Origin of the sequence: Actinacidiphila sp. DG2A-62, assembly GCF_035825295.1 — a bacterium.
Lineage (GTDB): Bacteria > Actinomycetota > Actinomycetes > Streptomycetales > Streptomycetaceae > Actinacidiphila.
The window spans coordinates 7,157,649-7,173,758 of sequence record NZ_JAYMGI010000002.1 but is presented as its reverse complement, the minus strand read 5'-3'; the positions used below and the strand labels follow the sequence as shown (position 1 = coordinate 7,173,758).

11 protein-coding genes and 1 pseudogene are annotated in these 16,110 nt (G+C 75.8%); 4 read left to right on the top strand and 8 right to left on the bottom strand.

Annotation, left to right across the window (positions count from 1 at the left end; translation table 11 throughout):
* Window positions 1-10: 10 nt before the first annotated feature.
* Window positions 11-2,251: a serine/threonine-protein kinase gene (locus VSR01_RS31865; protein ID WP_326452464.1), complete on the bottom strand. Its 2,241-nt coding sequence runs from the start codon at window positions 2,249-2,251 to the stop codon at window positions 11-13.
* 378 nt (window positions 2,252-2,629) lie between these two features.
* Here VSR01_RS31865 and VSR01_RS31860 point away from each other — a divergent pair.
* Both VSR01_RS31860 and aceB read left to right on the top strand, forming a co-directional pair.
* Window positions 2,630-3,238, top strand: a pseudogene (locus VSR01_RS31860) (nucleotidyltransferase family protein); the annotation flags it as partial.
* Between the two features lie 330 nt (window positions 3,239-3,568).
* The gene (aceB, locus tag VSR01_RS31855; protein ID WP_326452463.1) at window positions 3,569-5,197 is read left to right on the top strand and encodes a malate synthase A; all 1,629 of its coding nucleotides are present in this window, start codon (window positions 3,569-3,571) and stop codon (window positions 5,195-5,197) included.
* A 47-nt stretch (window positions 5,198-5,244) separates the two neighbouring features.
* Here the strand turns inward: aceB and VSR01_RS31850 are convergent, their stop codons facing one another.
* Window positions 5,245-7,395 (bottom strand): hypothetical protein, encoded by a 2,151-nt coding sequence (locus tag VSR01_RS31850; RefSeq protein ID WP_326452462.1) that lies wholly within the window; start codon window positions 7,393-7,395, stop codon window positions 5,245-5,247.
* A gap of 295 nt (window positions 7,396-7,690) precedes the next feature.
* Here VSR01_RS31850 and VSR01_RS31845 point away from each other — a divergent pair, with 295 nt between their 5' ends.
* On the top strand, window positions 7,691-8,665 hold the full coding sequence (locus VSR01_RS31845) for an SDR family NAD(P)-dependent oxidoreductase (RefSeq protein ID WP_326452461.1): 975 nt from the start codon (window positions 7,691-7,693) through the stop codon (window positions 8,663-8,665).
* A 114-nt stretch (window positions 8,666-8,779) separates the two neighbouring features.
* Window positions 8,780-9,637 (top strand): SCO2400 family protein, encoded by an 858-nt coding sequence (locus VSR01_RS31840; RefSeq protein ID WP_326452460.1) that lies wholly within the window; start codon window positions 8,780-8,782, stop codon window positions 9,635-9,637.
* A 291-nt stretch (window positions 9,638-9,928) separates the two neighbouring features.
* On the opposite strand, the gene VSR01_RS31835 is transcribed toward VSR01_RS31840, so the two are convergent.
* The 6 genes from VSR01_RS31835 to VSR01_RS31810 form a co-directional block, all read right to left on the bottom strand.
* Window positions 9,929-11,335, bottom strand: a complete 1,407-nt coding sequence (locus VSR01_RS31835; RefSeq protein WP_326452459.1) for an 8-oxoguanine deaminase — start codon at window positions 11,333-11,335, stop codon at window positions 9,929-9,931.
* 66 nt (window positions 11,336-11,401) lie between these two features.
* A complete protein-coding gene (gene pucL / locus VSR01_RS31830; RefSeq protein ID WP_326452458.1) occupies window positions 11,402-12,310 on the bottom strand; it encodes a factor-independent urate hydroxylase in 909 nt (302 codons plus the stop codon).
* A gap of 5 nt (window positions 12,311-12,315) precedes the next feature.
* Window positions 12,316-13,341 carry a 2-oxo-4-hydroxy-4-carboxy-5-ureidoimidazoline decarboxylase gene (uraD, locus tag VSR01_RS31825; RefSeq protein WP_326452457.1) on the bottom strand — a complete coding sequence of 342 codons (1,026 nt, stop codon included), beginning with the start codon at window positions 13,339-13,341 and terminating at the stop codon, window positions 12,316-12,318.
* 83 nt (window positions 13,342-13,424) lie between these two features.
* Window positions 13,425-13,745 (bottom strand): helix-turn-helix domain-containing protein, encoded by a 321-nt coding sequence (locus VSR01_RS31820; protein WP_326453932.1) that lies wholly within the window; start codon window positions 13,743-13,745, stop codon window positions 13,425-13,427.
* Window positions 13,746-14,206: 461 nt separating this feature from the next.
* Window positions 14,207-14,470 (bottom strand): hypothetical protein, encoded by a 264-nt coding sequence (locus tag VSR01_RS31815; protein WP_326452456.1) that lies wholly within the window; start codon window positions 14,468-14,470, stop codon window positions 14,207-14,209.
* Window positions 14,471-14,772: 302 nt separating this feature from the next.
* Window positions 14,773-16,101, bottom strand: coding sequence for an amidohydrolase (locus VSR01_RS31810; RefSeq protein ID WP_442785593.1), 1,329 nt, complete (start codon window positions 16,099-16,101; stop codon window positions 14,773-14,775).
* Window positions 16,102-16,110 lie beyond the last annotated feature (9 nt).

The window sequence follows — 16,110 nt, the reverse complement described above, 5'->3', positions numbered from 1 at the left end:
GCCTCGTGCGCTACTGGTCGCCCTCGGCGCTGCGGTCGGCGACCGGCCACACCGTCACGTCGAGCGTCGCGTACGGCGCCGGGTCGCCGGGCATCGGCAGCCGGCGCAGCGTGACCAGCGCGACGGTCCCGTCGACGGAGTGCACACAGATCCGGCTGCCGGCGGTCACCGTGCCGCGCGGCACCAGCGCGGTACCGGCGGCCGGGCGGCCGGCGGCCGGGGCGCCGGCCGCGCTCGCGACGCACGAGGCGAGCGTCGGCGGCGTCGACGGGTCCAGCACGGCCAGGGTGCCGTGCCGCGCGTCCGTGGCGAACGCGTCGCCGCGCTCGGTGAAGCCGAACGATCCGCCGTACGGCCCGGGACGGACCGCGGGCGGCGACTCCTGGAGCACCAGCGAGGTGCCCGCGGCCAGCCGGATCCCCTCGTAACGGTCGCCCACGGGCAGCGGCGAGGTGGTCGCGCCGCCGCCGGACGGCGAGGTGGGAGGCGAGGTCGCCGCGGGAGGCGAGGACGCGGTCGCGGTCGCGGTGGGCGACGACTGGGGCGCGGCGCCGAACTCCTTGCCTCCGCCGCCGTCCGAGCTCCCGACGGCCAGCGCGACGCCCGCCGCGCCCACGACGACGACCGCGGCGAGCGCGGCGCCGGCTCCGCGCCGCCGACGCGCGGGCAAGTGCACCGGCAGGTGCACGGGAGGCCGCCAGTGCCACCCCGGCTGGCCGGGATGGCCGGGATGGCTCGGCTGACCCGGGGGCCCCGGAGGCCCCGGAGGTCCCGGCTGCCCCGGAGGTCCTGGCAGCGTTCCGGGTACGCCGCCGTCGCCGGCGGCTTGCGCGGGCGCGGGGGCCTGCGGAGCGACGCCCGGGCCCGGACCGCCGGCGGGCGCCTCGGGCGCGGGGACGCCCAGGGGTGCGGCGAACTTCGGGCCCCTGAAGACCTGGAGGCCGGACCAGGCGGCCGGGGGCGGCAGCGCCGCGGCCGCGGAGTCCTGCGGCTGCCCGGGCTGCCGCGCGGCGGCCTCGGAGACCGTCTGCGGGCTCCCGGCGACCGGGGGCGGCGCACTCCCGGTGGCCTGCGCGGGCCGCTGAGCGGTGGGCGCGGAGGCCGCTGCGGGGGTCGCCGCGGGCGCGGGAGTCACCGCTGCGGGGGACTGGGCCCCCGGCGCGGGCGGAAACGCCGGCGCGGGCGACGCGGGGGCCGCCGGACCGGAGACCCCGGCAGGCGCGGGGGGCGCGGCCGACGCGGGGGCGGCCGTGGGCCCGGACACGCCGGGCGCGCCGGGCGGGAAGCGTGGTGTGGGCGGGTGCAGGAGGTGTGGGGGGAGCCAGGGCGTCGCGGGGGCGCCCGGGGGCGCGGCCTGCGCGCACATCGTGGTGACCTGGGCCAGGGACGGCCGCAGCGCCGGGTCCTTGATCAGACAGCGGGTGACGATCTCCCGCAGCTCGCCCGGGAGTTCGTTGAGGTCGGGCTCCTCCTGCCGGACCCGGGTCCGCGCCGCGCCCGGGTCCTCGCCGAACGGCGGAACCCCTATCGCGGCGTACGCGGCGATCTGCCCGAGCGCGAAGACGTCCGACGCGGGGACGGGCGGCTGCCCCGCGGCCTGCTCCGGCGTCAGGAACGCCGGCCCCTCGCCGGCCTCCGGCGCGAAGCCGGGGACGCCCGCGAGGCCGTACTCCTTCAGCCGCGGCCCCTCCGCCGCGAGCAGCACGTGCGCGGGCCGCAGGTCGCCGTGCACGACGCCGGCGTGGTGCAGCACGCGCAGCGCCTCAGCGATGCCGGAGACCAGCCGCAGCACCGTCCGCGTGGGCAGCGGCCCCGCGCCGGCCAGCGTCCGCACCGGCTCGTACGCCGCGGCGAGCCAGTAGCGCTCGCCCTCCCGGCCGCTGCCGAGCACCCGGACCAGCGCCGCGCCGCGCACCTGGCCCGCGGCCTGCGCGTCCCGGTGGAAGCCCGCGGCAAACCCTTCCCGCGCGGCCGCGGCGGCCCGTACCAGCGTCAGTGCGACCGGCTCCCCGCCGGGGGCGTGCGCGAGATGCGCTGGCCCGAGGCCGCCGTCGTACACCCGCGGCCCGACCCGGTGTCCGGCCACCACGGCGGGCCCTTCGGCGTCGGCGTCGAGCCCGCCCGCCGCGGCGGCGTCGGCTGCGGAGGGAGCCGCCGACGCCGCGGGCTGCGGCACGAGCGGCTCGGCGGCCGCGAGCGAGGCTCCGGCGGGCCCTGGTGCGGGCTCCCCGTGGGCCGCGGGCGGAACCACGGGCGGGGGCGGCGACGCGGGCGTCCCGGGGCCCCCGGACGCGGGCGGCGACGCCGGGGCGGGCGGCCCAGCCGGGCCGGGCGGTCCGGCGGGCGTGGGCGGGACGGGCGACGGCGGCGGGGCCGGAGACGCCGGCGGAGCCGACGGGAGCGGCGGGGTGCGCGGCGACCGGTCGTCGGAGTGCGGGCCCGGGATGCCGGGACCGGTGTGCGGCTCGCCCATCGGCCCCCGTCCTGTCCCGAACTCGCCAGGTGCTCCCCCGGTCGCGCCCCTCGCCGGGCACGGCCCGACGATACCGGAACACGCCGCGCCGGCCGTGCCCGGTTCCGCCGTGCGGCGGTGCGCGGTATGCCTGGAGGGGACGGAAGGGACGACGCGATGGCGCGCAGGGACGACGTGGCCGGGCTGCTCCTCGCGGCGGGCGGCGGCCGGCGGCTGGGCGGCCGGACAAAGGCGCTGCTGCCGTACGCGGGCCTGCCGCTGGTGGAGCACGCGGTACGGGCGCTGCGGGCCGGCGGCTGCGGGCCGGTGCACGTGGTGCTGGGCGCGGCGGCGGCCGAGGTGCGCGAGCGCGCGGACCTGTCGGGGTGCGTCGTGGTGGACAACCCGCTGTGGACCGAGGGCATGGGCTCCTCGCTGCGGGCCGGCCTGGCCTCCCTCGCCGCCGCCGGGGTCCGCCCGGCGGCCGCGGTGGTCGCGCTGGTGGACCAGCCCGGGGTGGGCGGCGCGGCGGTGGCGCGGGTGGTGGCCGCGGCGCGGGCGGGCGATGACCTGGACTCGGCGCTGGCCGCGGCGGCGTACGAGGGGCGGCGCGGCCACCCGGTGCTGATCGGCGCGAGCCGCTGGGCGGGGGTGGCGGGCAGCGCGGGCGGCGACCGCGGCGCACGGACGTATCTGCGCGAGCACTCCGGGCAGACGCTCCTGGTGGAGTGCGCGGACGTGGCCGACCCCGCGGACATCGACACCCCCGACGACCTGCGGCTCCTCGCCCCGCCCCGGCGGGGCGAGGAGACCGGCGGGGACGCGCCCGAGGGTCCGGGCGCGGATGCCGGCGGGGACGCGCAGGCGAACCCGCGCCCGGCCGCGGACACGCCTGCACCGCGTGCCACAAAACGTTGAACTTCCGCACTGCGAAAACTATGCTCCACCTTGCAGAATGCAGGTAGAACGCCCGTCGTGGGCGCACGGCACCGGCTCCCGGCGTCGGCGCCCGCAGCGGCCCGGCACCCGGTGCCGCGGGCCCCGGGGACCGCAGGCCCCGGACCCGGCCGCGGACGCCGGACCGCAGACCCCAGGCCCCTCTGGAGGAGTGACAGCATGTCCGCAAGCGCCCCCGCCCCCGCGGCCGTCTCCGCGAGCGCCCCGCCCGTCCCCCGCGGCGAGGAGGTGCTGACCCCGCAGGCGCTGGCCTTCCTCGGCGAGCTGCACCGCCGGTTCGCGCCGCGCCGGGCCGAGCTGCTGGAGCTGCGCCGCGCCCGCCGCGCGGAGATCGCCCGCACCGCGACGCTGGACTTCCTCCCGGACACCGCGCACATCCGCGACGGCGACTGGCGGGTGGCGGACGCGCCGGCCGCGCTGGAGGACCGCCGGGTGGAGATCACCGGCCCCACCGACCGCAAGATGACGATCAACGCGCTCAACTCCGGGGCCCGCGTCTGGCTCGCGGACTTCGAGGACGCCTCCGCGCCCACCTGGGAGAACGTCGTCGGCGGGCAGCTGAACCTGATCGACGCCTACGAGCGGCGGATCGACTTCACCTCCCCCGAGGGCAAGGCGTACGCGCTGCGCCCGGCGGACGAGCTGGCGACGGTGGTGGTGCGGCCGCGCGGCTGGCACCTGGACGAGCGCCACCTGACCGTGGACGGCGAGCCGGTGCCCGGCGGACTGGTCGACTTCGGGCTGTACTTCTTCCACAACGCGCGGCGGCTGCTCGACGCCGGCCAGGGCCCGTACTTCTACCTGCCCAAGACCGAGTCGCACCTCGAAGCCCGGCTGTGGAACGAGGTGTTCGTCTTCGCGCAGGACTACGTGGGCGTGCCGCGCGGCAGCGTGCGCGCCACCGTGCTGATCGAGACGATCACCGCCGCGTACGAGATGGAGGAGATCCTCTACGAGCTACGCGACCACGCCTCGGGCCTGAACGCCGGCCGCTGGGACTACCTCTTCTCGATCGTGAAGAACTTCCGCGACGGCGGCGCCCGCTTCGTGCTGCCGGACCGCAACGCGGTGACGATGACGGCCCCGTTCATGCGCGCCTACACCGAACTGCTGGTCCGCACCTGCCACAAGCGCGGCGCGCACGCGATCGGCGGCATGGCCGCGTTCATCCCGTCCCGGCGCGACCCGGAGGTCAACCGGGCGGCGTTCGAGAAGGTGAAGGCGGACAAGGACCGCGAGGCCGGCGACGGTTTCGACGGCTCGTGGGTGGCGCACCCGGACCTGGTGCCGATCGCGCGGGCGTCGTTCGACGCGGTGCTGGGCGACCGGCCGCACCAGAAGGACCGGCTGCGCGAGGACGTCCACGTCACCGCGGCCCAACTCATCGACGTGGCCTCGCTGGAGGCGAAGCCGACCTTCGAGGGCCTGCGCAACGCGGTGCAGGTGGGCATCCGCTACATCGAGGCGTGGCTGCGCGGGCACGGCGCGGTGGCCATCTTCAACCTGATGGAGGACGCGGCCACCGCCGAGATCTCCCGCTCGCAGATCTGGCAGTGGGTGAACGCCGGGGTGGTCTTCGAGGAGGCCGGCGCGGCCGTCAAGGCCACGCCGGAGCTGGTCCGGCAGGTCGCCGCCGACGAACTGGTGGCGATCCGCGACGAGATCGGCGAGGACGCCTTCGCGGCCGGCAGGTGGGCGCAGGCGCACGACCTGCTGGTGCGCACCGCGCTGGACGCCTCCTACGTGGACTTCCTGACGCTGCCGGCGTACGAGCAGCTGGAGGGCTGAGGGCGCGGGCGACCGGTGCCGGCCGGGGCCGGCACCGGTCGGGCGCGTCACGGGTAACTGACCACGTTGGTCGGCGTGGTGTTGGAGGCGGTGACCGCTCCGGTGTCGTTGATGACGTGGGTGATGGTGCCCACGCCGCCCAGCGACACGGTCAGCAGGTCGTGGAACTTCACGCCCGAGGTGGTGGGCGCCTCGAACGCGTGGTAGCTGTTCACCGACGAGTTGACGTTGAAGTAGCAGTAACTGCCCAGCCCCCACGCCTCGTGCGTGGTGACGTTGGAGCCGACCTTGTAGGCGGCGTAGCCGTTCTGGCCGCTGGGGTTGACCCAGGCGGCCTGGTTGGGCGGGTCGTACGGCATCTCGTTCTGGAAGAAGATCGTCTTGCCGCCCTGGCCGTTCCACACCACCTCGTACTTCTGGTAGTGCTCCACGAACAGCCCGGTGGCCAGCACGTTGTTGCCGTTCACGGTCAGGCCGTTGTCGGCGGTGTTGGTGGTCCAGCCGACCGTGCCGCTGTTGCCGTGGTCGGCGCGCCAGGCCCAGATGTGGTCGATGATCGCGTTGTTGCTGTTCACGATCAGGCTGTTGGTGGCCTTGCCGGCCTTCTCGCCGCCGATCCGGAAGAACACGTCCTGGATCGTCGTCGGGTCGGAGGCGTGGCTCGCGGAGGAGCCGGACGGGCCGACGGTCAGCAGCGCCTGGGAGTTGGTGGTGCCGGCGTCGAAGAGCAGGCCCTTGAGCCGCACCCCGTCGACGTCCGCGACCTGCATCGCGTTCACGCCGTTGTCCGGCACGAAGGTCGGGTAGCCGATGCCGAGCACCACGGTGTCGGCGCGGGTGACGTTGAGCGTCTGGCTCAGGTGGTACACGCCGGGGGTGACGAACAGGTTGCAGCCCTGCGCCAGCGCGTTGTTGATGGTGGCCGCGGTGTCGCCGGCCTTGACCACGTAGAACTGGCTCATCGGCAGCGAGCTGCCCGGGGTGCTGCCGCTCGCCCAGCTCGGCCCCGAGGCGTTGGTGCGCAGGCTCGGCAGGAACACCCGGTACTTGCCGCTGCCGTCGATGTACAGGTACGGCACGTCACGGGAGACCGGGGTGGTGGCCAGGGTGGTCTCCGGCGGGTTGGGGAAGGTGGTCGCCGGGGCGCCGTTCACGCCGGAGAAGACCATGTTCCACACCCCGCCGGCCCAGCTGCCGTAGGTGCTGTCGCGGGTGTACCACTGCTGCTGGGAGACCGACGCGGCCTGCCCGCTGACCTTGGTGTCGGCGACGTAGCCGCCGCTGGCCCAGCCGTAGCTGGCCGGGTAGAGCGCCAGGCCGCCGTGCACGTCGATCCGGCGGAAGGGCGCGGCCTGCGCGACCGCCCAGCGGTCGGTGCCGCTGGAGGGGTTGATCGCCAGGTTCTCGGCCGAACGCCAGAAGTTCTGGGTGGCGTTGCCCGCGTCGGAGGCGTTGAAGGCGTCCACGGTGACGTCGCCGTTGATCGTGACGTCGTCGGGGTTCTGGCCGAGGCCGGCCACCGAGGTGTAGAAGCCGACGTTGTCCTCGACGTTGTAGGTGCCGGGCTTGAACAGGTCGGCCACCCGGTTCTCGCTGAACTGCGCGGTCTGGGTGTCCTTCATCTGGTTGAACTGCGCGTCCAGTTGGGACTGGATCGCGGCGTTGCCCATGGACGGGTCGAAGACGTGCACGTTCGGCCCGAAGTCCGGGGTGTCGGACTGGTTGGTGCAGTTGGCCGCCGGCGGACTGGTGGGCGGGCTGGTCGGCGGCGAGGTGGGCGGGGTGGTGCCGCTGCCCACGGTGTAGGTGAACCACGGGGTGTCGTACTGCGGTCCGTTCTTCTCGTAGGTGAACGAGTAGGACAGCACCGCGCCGTTGGTCAGCGAGGAGACCGTGTACGTCCAGGTGCCGCCGGAGTTGGCCATCTGGACGTTCTGCTGGTTGGCGCCGTTGACCGTGTAGTGCGTGATGACGTACGCGGCCGGGGACGTGGGGGTGAAGGTGATCTTCGCCTGCGAGGCGGTGGGCTGGCTGACGCTCTGGGTGTAGTCGGTGGTGTCGGCCGACGCGCTGCCGGCCACGCGGGTCAGCCCGAGCAGCCCGGCGACGGCCAGCAGCAGCGCCGCGACGAGCGCCGGGGCGCGCCGGTGCGAGCGTGGTCCCGGCCCGCCGGGGCCGGAGAAGGGGGTGCTGCGCATCAGAGGATGTCCTTTCGCCCGGCTTCGGGGAGTGAAGCCGGGTCGGCGCGGCGATGTGGGGGTCGATGTGGGGGCTGTGCCGCCCCGATGGTGAACCAATGTCAGGTCGGGAGTGACCTGCACCTTTGATTGGCTTTTTGAGAACGCTCTCTTCTTGCGGATCAGGGGAAGCCCCCGTTCCGTTAGGCAGTGTCAAGTGACCGTGCCCACCCGTCAAGACGGTGCGCGGGATTCATTGGCTGAAGATCCGCGCCGCATTGCCTTGGAGTGCACTCCACCTCGTAGCGTCGGAGGCATGACGACGACGACCACTCCCCAGCGGCCCATCGGCTCCGGCTTCGGCGCGCGCAGCACCGCGGCGGACGTACTGGAGGGCATCGACCTGACCGGCCGGCTCGCGCTGATGACCGGCGGCTACTCCGGCATCGGCCTGGAGGCGACCCGCGCGCTCACGGCGGCCGGCGCGCACGTGGTGGTGCCGGCCCGCCGCCCCGAGGCCGCCCGCGAGGCGCTGGCCGGGATCGACGGCGTGGAGGTCGACACGCTGGACCTGGCCGACCAGGACAGCATCGCCCGCTTCGCCGAGCGCTTCCTGGCCTCCGGGCGCGACATCCACCTGACGATCAACAGCGCGGCGGTGATGGCCAGTCCGCACAGCACCGTCGGGCCGGGCTGGGAGTCCCAGTTCGGCACCAACCACCTCGGCCACTACGTTCTGGTCAACCGGCTGTGGCCGGCGATCGCCCGGGGCCGCGGCCGGGTGGTCGCGGTCTCCTCCAGCGGGCACCGCCGCGGCGGCATCCGCTGGGACGACCTGGACTTCTCCCGCGACGGCTACGACAAGTGGCTCGCCTACGCGCAGGCGAAGACGGCGAACGCGCTGTTCGCGCGCCGGCTGGACGCGCTGGCCAAGGACGCCGGCGTGCGCGCGTTCTCCGTGCACCCCGGCGGCATCCTCACGCCGCTGCAACGACACCTGAGCAAGCAGGAGATGGTCGACTTCGGCTGGATCGACGAGGACGGCAACCAGATCAACCACAGCTTCAAGACCCCCGAGCAGGGCGCGGCCACCCAGGTCTGGGCGGCGACCAGCCCGCGGCTGGACGGGCTCGGCGGCGTCTACTGCGAGGACTGCGACATCGCGGAGCCGATCGCCGACGACGACGCGACGACCATGGGCGGGGTCCGCTCCTGGGCGGCGGACGACGCGCAGGCGGAGCGGCTGTGGACGCTGTCGGCGGAGCTGACCGGGGTCGACGCGTTCGCGTAGCGGGAGCACGACCGACCGGATCTGCGCGAAAACCTCACAGAAGTGTCGCCTTGTCCCCCGATTCCGGTGCTAGCGTTTCGGGCTGCCCACGGCCGCAGGTACAGGAAGTCGCGAATGGATTTGTGCTCCACATGCCGTCGCCCGCTGGGCGGGGCCCTGGTGTGCCCGGACTGCGGCGCGTACGCGCCGGACATCGATCCGCACGGGCCGGCTTCCCGCACACGGGCGGCGGAGGCGGCGGGGTCCGAGGGAACCGGGGCGGCCGAGGAGTCCGACGCGGCGGCGGATTCCGCGGCGGTCGCGCGATCCGTGGCGGCCGAGGAGGCGGGTGAGCCCGCGGCGGCCGAGGAGGCCGAGCGCGAGCCCGGGTCGCGGGCGGAGCCGGAGGCGGTGTCCGCGCCCGTCTCCGAGGCGGCGCCGCCCGAGCCGCTGCCCGCCGCCGTACGCGCGGTCGAGGTCGCCGGGACGGTCGGCTCCCACGCCGTCGACGGCGGGCGGCGGGTGCGCACCCGGCGGCGGGCGGCCGCGGCGACCGCGCTCGCCCTGCTCGGCGGCGGACTGACGCTGGCCGCGGTCGCGGCCGGCTCCTCGGGCGACCCGGCCACCGCCTCGACGCCCGACCCGGGTCCCGACGCGGGCGGGGTCACCCCGCGGTCCACGCCGCCCGCGACGACGCCCGCCGGGACCGGCGCCGCGCGGCCGTCCCGCTCCGCCCGCGTCCTGCCGCCGCCGACCCGTACGGTCACCGCCGGCTCGCCGGCCGGTGTGCCGTACGACCCGCGGGCCGTGCCGCCGACCACCGCGCGCGGCACGGTCGCCCCCACCACCGGCGCCCGTCCGACCTCGCCGGTCGCGACGACCACCGCGCCCGGCGCCGGCGCGCCGAGCACGACGCCCGGCACGCCCACGTCCTCGCCGACGGCGACGCCCCCGGACCAGCAGCACATCTGCATACTGACGCTCTGCTTCTGACCGGGCCGTACGGAATGCCGCCGGTCACGGCCGCGCCGGGCGGCGTGGCGGCGCCCCCGGAGCGCGCGGACCCGCGGGTCCGCGCGGGTCTGCGGCGGGACCGGGTCCGGGGGCGGCGTCGCCGGTCCCGTTCAGGCACGGGCCGGCGCTGGCCGGGGGCCGTCCCTCCCCGGCCGGCGGTCCGTGGCGCCGGCTCGGCACCGGCTCACGCATGGCACCGGCTCGGCACCGGCTCACCCTTGGCGCCGCGGCTCGGCACCGGCTCACCCTTGGCGCCGGCTCGGCACCGGCTCACGCGAGGCCGGCGATCCGGGCCAGGCGGCGGGCCTGGTCGCGGGCCTCCCGGGCGATCGCGTCCTCGTCGACCCGGGTCAGCCTGCCGTCCTCGACCACCGGCACGCCGCCGACCAGCGACAGCGTCACGGGGGCCGCCGCGCCGAGGACCAGCGCGGCCACCGGATCGGCGATCGTAGAGTGCCCGATCCCGTCGAGCTTCCACAGCACCAGGTCGGCGAGCTTGCCGACCTCCAGCGAGCCGGTCTCGGCGGCGCGCCCGAGCACCTGAGCACCGCCGTAGGTGCCGAGCCGCAGCACCTTGCGCACGTCGAGCGCCTTCTCGCCGCCGGCCAGCCGGCCGACGAGCAGCGCGTTGCGCAACTCCGTGTGCAGCTCGCCCGATTCGTTGGACGCGGTGCCGTCCACGCCCAGCCCGACCGGGACATGGGCGGCGAGCAGGTCGGGCACCCGTGCGATCCCGGCGGCCAGGCGGGCGTTGGAGGACGGGCAGTGCGCGACGCCGGTGCCGGTGCGCCCGAACGCGGCGACGTCGGAGTCCTTCATGTGGACGCAGTGCGCCATCCACACGTCCTCGCCGAGCCAGCCGGTGGACTCGAAGTAGTCCGTCGGGCCCATGCCGAACTTCTCGTGGCAGAACTTCTCCTCCTCCACCGTCTCGCTGCCGTGGGTGTGCAGCCGTACGCCCTTGCGGCGGGCCAACACCGCTGCCTCGCGCAGCAGTTCGGTGGAGACGGAGAAGGGCGAGCAGGGTGCGGCGGCGATCTGCAGCATCGAGCCGAACGACGCGTCGTGGTACCGGTCGACGGCCTCCTCGGTGGCCCGCAGCGCCTCCTCGGTGCTCTCCACCGCGAAGTCCGGCGGCAGCCCGCCGTCGCTCTCGCCGAGGTCCATCGAGCCGCGGGCGGCGGTGAACCGCACCCCCAACTCGGCCGCGGCCCTGATCTCCGCGCCGAGCAGGTCGCCCGCGCCGCGCGGGAAGACGTAGTGGTGGTCCATCGCGGTGGTGACGCCGCCGCGGACCATCATGGCCAGCGATCCCGAGGCGGCGGCGTGGACCATCGGCTCGTCGATCCGCGCCCACGTCGGGTACAACTCGACCAGCCAGTCGAAGAGGTTGCTGTCCTGGGCCAGGCCACGGGTGAGCCACTGGTAGAAGTGGTGGTGGGTGTTGACCAGGCCGGGCGTGGCGAGGTGGCCGGTGCCGTCGATCCGGCGGACGACGTCCGCCAGTCCGTCGGGCGCGGGCCCGGCGCCCACCGCCTCGATCACGCCGCCCGCGACCACGACGTGTCCGGTGGCGTACTCGGTGTCCCGCGCGTCGACGGTGGCGACAGCGCAGTTCTCGATCACGATGCGCCCGGCCGGCGCGGGCCGAACACCCTTGTCCGGCGCGGGAGTCACAGGGGTTCCGGGGGTTCCGGGGGTCACGGGGTTTCCGGGGGTTCCGGGGGTCACGGCGGGGCCTCCTCAGTCCGTCACCGGGATGCGGGGCTGCGCGCCGTCGCGCAGCACGGTTCCCTCGATCAGCCCGTACGGCCGGTCGGCGGCGATGTAGACCTCGTTGTCGTTCTCCAGCCCGAAGGGCTCCAGGTCCACCAGGAAGTGGTGCTTGTTCGGTAGCGACAGGCGGATCTCGTCGATGCCCGGCTGCCCTTCGATCACCCGCGTGCCCATCGCGTACAGGGTCTGCTGCAACGACAGCGAGTACGTGTCGGCGAACGCCTCCAGCAGATGGCGGCGCGCCTGGGCGTAGGAGTCCTCCCAGTCCGGCACGGCGGCCTCGTCGCCGGTCCAGCCGAACCGCCAGCGCGCGGTGACCTCGGTGGCCAGGATGCGGTCGTACGCCTCCTTCAGCGTGGTGTACCGGTCCTTGGCGTAGCCCCAGAACTCCGAGTCGGTGGTGTTGAGCACCACCAGGTCCTTCAGCCCCGAGATCACCTGGACGCCCTGGCCGTCGACGGTGACCTCGGTGGTGCGGGTCTCCTGGCCGGTGCGGGCGAAGGAGTGGCCGGTGTCGCCGATGCGCTGCCAGGCGTACTCCTCGACGCGGATCCGGGCGCGGTGGATCTGCGGCTGGCTGGTGACGAAGTGCCGGGCCAGGCGCAGGCCGAAGTCCTCGGCGGAGTCGATGCCGTGCTCCTTGGCGAAGGCGAACACGGTGTTCTTGGTGGTGTCGGTCGGCAGCACGCTGGCGTTGGACCCGGAGTAGTGCACCTCGTCCATGTCGCCGGACAGCGCGACCGAGACGTTGAGGTCCTTGATGCGGTGGGTGGCGCCGTCGCGCGTGACGCGGACGACGCGGTTCTCCGCCTTGCCGTACTGGTTCTGGCCGAGATACGTGGTGCGGGCGGCGGCAGGCCGGGGTGCGGCGGTCATCGGGCTTAGCTCCCTCGGTAAACGGAGTAGCCGAACGGATTGAGCAGCAGCGGCACATGGAAGTGCTCGCCCGCGGCGACGGCGAAGACGACCGCCACCTCCGGGAAGAACACGCCGCTGTCCCTTGGACCGGAGTCCGTGCGGGGGGCGTCCTGCTGGGCCTCGGCTGGGCTGGTACGGGTGTCGGTCGCGGTGTGGGGGCGGGGATCGGTGGCGGGGCGGGTGCGCGGGTCGGTGGCGTGACGGGTGCGGGCGAGGTACGGCTCGACGGCGAAGTCCAGCCGGACGTGGGTGGTCCCCTCGGGCGGCGCGGGCAGGTCGGCGCAGCGGCCGTCGGCGTCGGTCGTGCCGGCGCCGAGCACGGTCCAGGGCGCGGTGGCGCCGGCGCGGACCGACAGCGTGACGTCCACGCCGGGGGCGGGCCGGCCGCGGCTGGTGTCGAGGATGTGCGTGGAGACGGAGGCGGTGGGGGTGGTGGCGTCGGGGGTCGCGGCGGCATCGGCAGCCGCGGGGGTCTGCGCGGTCTCGGGCTCGGCCGCCGCGCCGGCCAGGCGGGTGAGCCTGATCCGGTTGATCCCGGCGAGTTCGGTGCGGACGATCTCCCGTTCGGTGTCGGGGTCGTTGCCGATGCGCCCCTTGAGCGCGGCGAGCATCTGCGCGCCGGTGCGGCCGGCGGCGCGGATCAGGAACACGTGGCCGTGGGCCTGCTGGTACTCCGCGTTGAGCCGGAGCAGTTCGGCGCGCTCGGCGTCGCCGACGCCACTCTGCTCGCGCGCGGAGGCCGGGTCGCCGGGCGCCGGGCGGCCGATCGGCGGGTGCGCCGCCATCGCCTCGGCGAGGTCGGCGGCGGTGAGCGCCGCCATGGCCGCGTCGCTCGCCGCGAGCAGTCCGGCGAGGTCCGCGTACGGGCGGCCGGCGGCCACCGCGGCGCACCACGCGGTGCTCCCGCACACCTCGCGCAGCAGTTGTGCGGCCGCCGGGGCGGCGGCGTCGTTGAGCCGGGCGAGACCCGGCGATGTGCTGGAAGTCACCCTCGCAAGCTACGAGCCGCCGCGACCCAACGTCAACAGTTTGTTGAAGATCCGGGTCGGCGCGTGTCGCGCGGGGTTCGCGCTCATTCGCCGCCGCGGGCCGCGTTCTCCCTGTTCAGGTAGTTGTAGACGGTGAAGCGGCTGACGCCGAGCGCGGAGGCGACCGTCTCCACCCCGTGCCGCACCGAGAACGCGCCGCGCTCCTCCAGGATGCGTACAACCGTCTGCTTCTCCTTGCGCCCCAGCTCCGCGAGCGGGCCGTGCCGGCGCCGGAGGTCGGCGAGGATGTGCTCCAGCGAATCCGCGAGATGCGGCAGCCGCACGGCGACCACCTCGCGGCCCTCCCAGCTGAGCACGACGTCGTCGCCGCGGGCCTGCTCCGGCGGGAGCAGCGAGGCGCCCATCGCGTCCGCGAGCGGCCTGACGGCGTCGGCGAGGGGGTGGGCGGGCGCGACGGTCGCCTCCGGCGAGGTCACGGGGGCTCCCCCGGCAGCCGGGTCCGCCCCGGCGGGCGCGGGGGTGCCCGCCTTCGCCCGCACGCGGCCGGTCGACGCCGGGCCGGTCGACGCGGGCTCGGCGGGAAAGTCGTCGTTCGGGCCGCCGCCGCGCGGGGGGTCGTCCGCGCGGCCTTGCGCGTCGGCGGAGCCCTGAGCGCCCGACCGGTCCCGCGTACCCGCGCCGCCCTGCGCGCCCGCCCGGGCCCCGGCGGCTCCGCGGCCCGGCGCTTCCGTGTGGTCCGGGGCTGTGTGGTCCGGGGCTCTGTGGTCCGGCGCTTGCGGGCGGCCCGGCGTTTGCGTGCGGCCCGGCACTTGCGGGCCGTCGGGGCCGCCCGTGCGGTCCCGGCCGTCCGGGTGGTCCGCGGGGCTCATCGCGGGGTCTCGGCTGAGGCGTCGGGGAGCACGTTGACCTGCAACGACACGCGGGTCGCGCCCGCCGCGAGGCTGCTGCGGAGCACCTCGCCGACCGCGGCCACCACGGCGTCCGCCGAACCCTCGGCCGTGTTGCCGAACGGCCCGACGTCCACCGCGTCCAGGGTGCCGCCCTCGACCACCTCGCGCGCCGCCACCGCGTGCGCGGGCGGCTCCTCCAGGTCGAACGGCTCGGTCGTGAACTCCAGCCTCAGTCTCATCACGGCCCCCACGGCGGCGGCACGGGCACCACCCGCGCCGATCGGTCAGCCCTCCCCCGCGGAGGACCCGAGCCGACGATAGCCGAGACCCCAGCCACCGGCCCGGCCGCAGACGCCCCCGCGGCCCGGGCGCCCACCCCGGCCCCGCATCCCCTGCGACCAGGGCCGGGAACCCGGAGCCGAGCGCACGGGTGATGACCCGGGCGGGGCCCCACCGTTCGCGGCCCGCCCGCACGGGCGCACCTCGGCCAGGGCCAGGGAGGCGGGGCGCCGGGGCGCCGGGGACGGGGGCGCGGTCTCGGCTAGAAAGTGGGGGGGCGCTGCGGGACGGGGGATTCCGCGTCGACGGCGGCCAAGTGGGTGCGGGCCGCCGCCGTCATCGCCTGGATGCCGGTGGTGAGAGTCAGGCGGGGGTGGGGGCGAAAGCGCGGGGAGTGGTTGGCCGGGAGGGCGGCCAGGCGCTGCGCCGCGGTGGCGCCGGCGGCGGCCCACTGCTCGGGGCCGACCGAGCCGAGCATCCAGTACGCGCTGCGGATGCCGGCCACGCCGTGCAGGTGCTCGCCGGCCGGCCCGAGCAGCGGAAAGTCCTCCGTGGCCGTCGACGGCTGCCAGCGCGTCACCCGCCGGGCCCCGAACGCGCGCTCGTGGGCCCGCCGCACCGCGGCCCCCGCCACCGGATCGTTGACCGTGGCCGCGGACCGCGCCACCTCGCGGACCTCCGGGTCGCGGTCCGCGCCGGAGGCCGCCGCCTCCGCGTGGACGATGCGCCGCACCGCGGCCAGCGCCCGGTCCAGCGTCCGCGGCGCGAACGCCCGGAGCGTCACCTCCAGCACGGCCGACTCCGGGATGACGTTCCCCGCGCCGCCCGCGTGCAGCGACCCCACGGTCAGGACCAGCGGCTCGCCCGGTCCGGTCTCGCGGGAGACGATCGTCTGCAGCCGCAGCACCAGCGCCGCCGCGGCCACCACCGGGTCGACGGCCAGGTGCGGCGCGGACGCGTGGCCGCCGCGGCCGTGCAGCACCACCTCGACCGTCGCGCTCGCCGCCAGCAGCGGGCCCTCGGTGTGCGCGACCATGCCCGCGGGCAGCGGCACGGTGTGCTGCGCGAGCACCACGCCGGGCGCGGGGAACCGCTCGTAGAGGCCGTCGGCGAGCATCGCGGCGGCCCCGGTCAGCGTCTCCTCGGCCGGCTGGCCGACCACCACGAGCGTGCCGCGCCAGCCGCCGGCGTCCGCGGCCAGGGCGTGCGCGGCGCCGGCCACGCAGGCGAGGTGCGCGTCGTGGCCGCACGCGTGCATCACCGGTACGGGCTCGGTGACCGTGCTCGCGTACGGCAGCCCGGTGGCCTCGCGCACCGGGAGCGCGTCGAGTTCGGCCCGCAGCAGCACGGTCGGGCCCTCACCGCGGCGCAGCACGCCCACCACGCCGTGGCCGCCGACGCCGGTGGCGACCTCGTACCCCGCGGTGCGCAGCCGGTCCCCGAAGCGTGCCGCGGTCCGCTCCTCCGCCCCCGACAGTTCCGGCTCGCGGTGCACCTCGGCGTACAGGCGCGCGGCCTCCGCGAGCACCTCGCCGCCGACCGCGTCCGCCCCGACCGCCGCGCCCGCCGTCACCACGCCCTCTTCCGCCACAGTCGCACC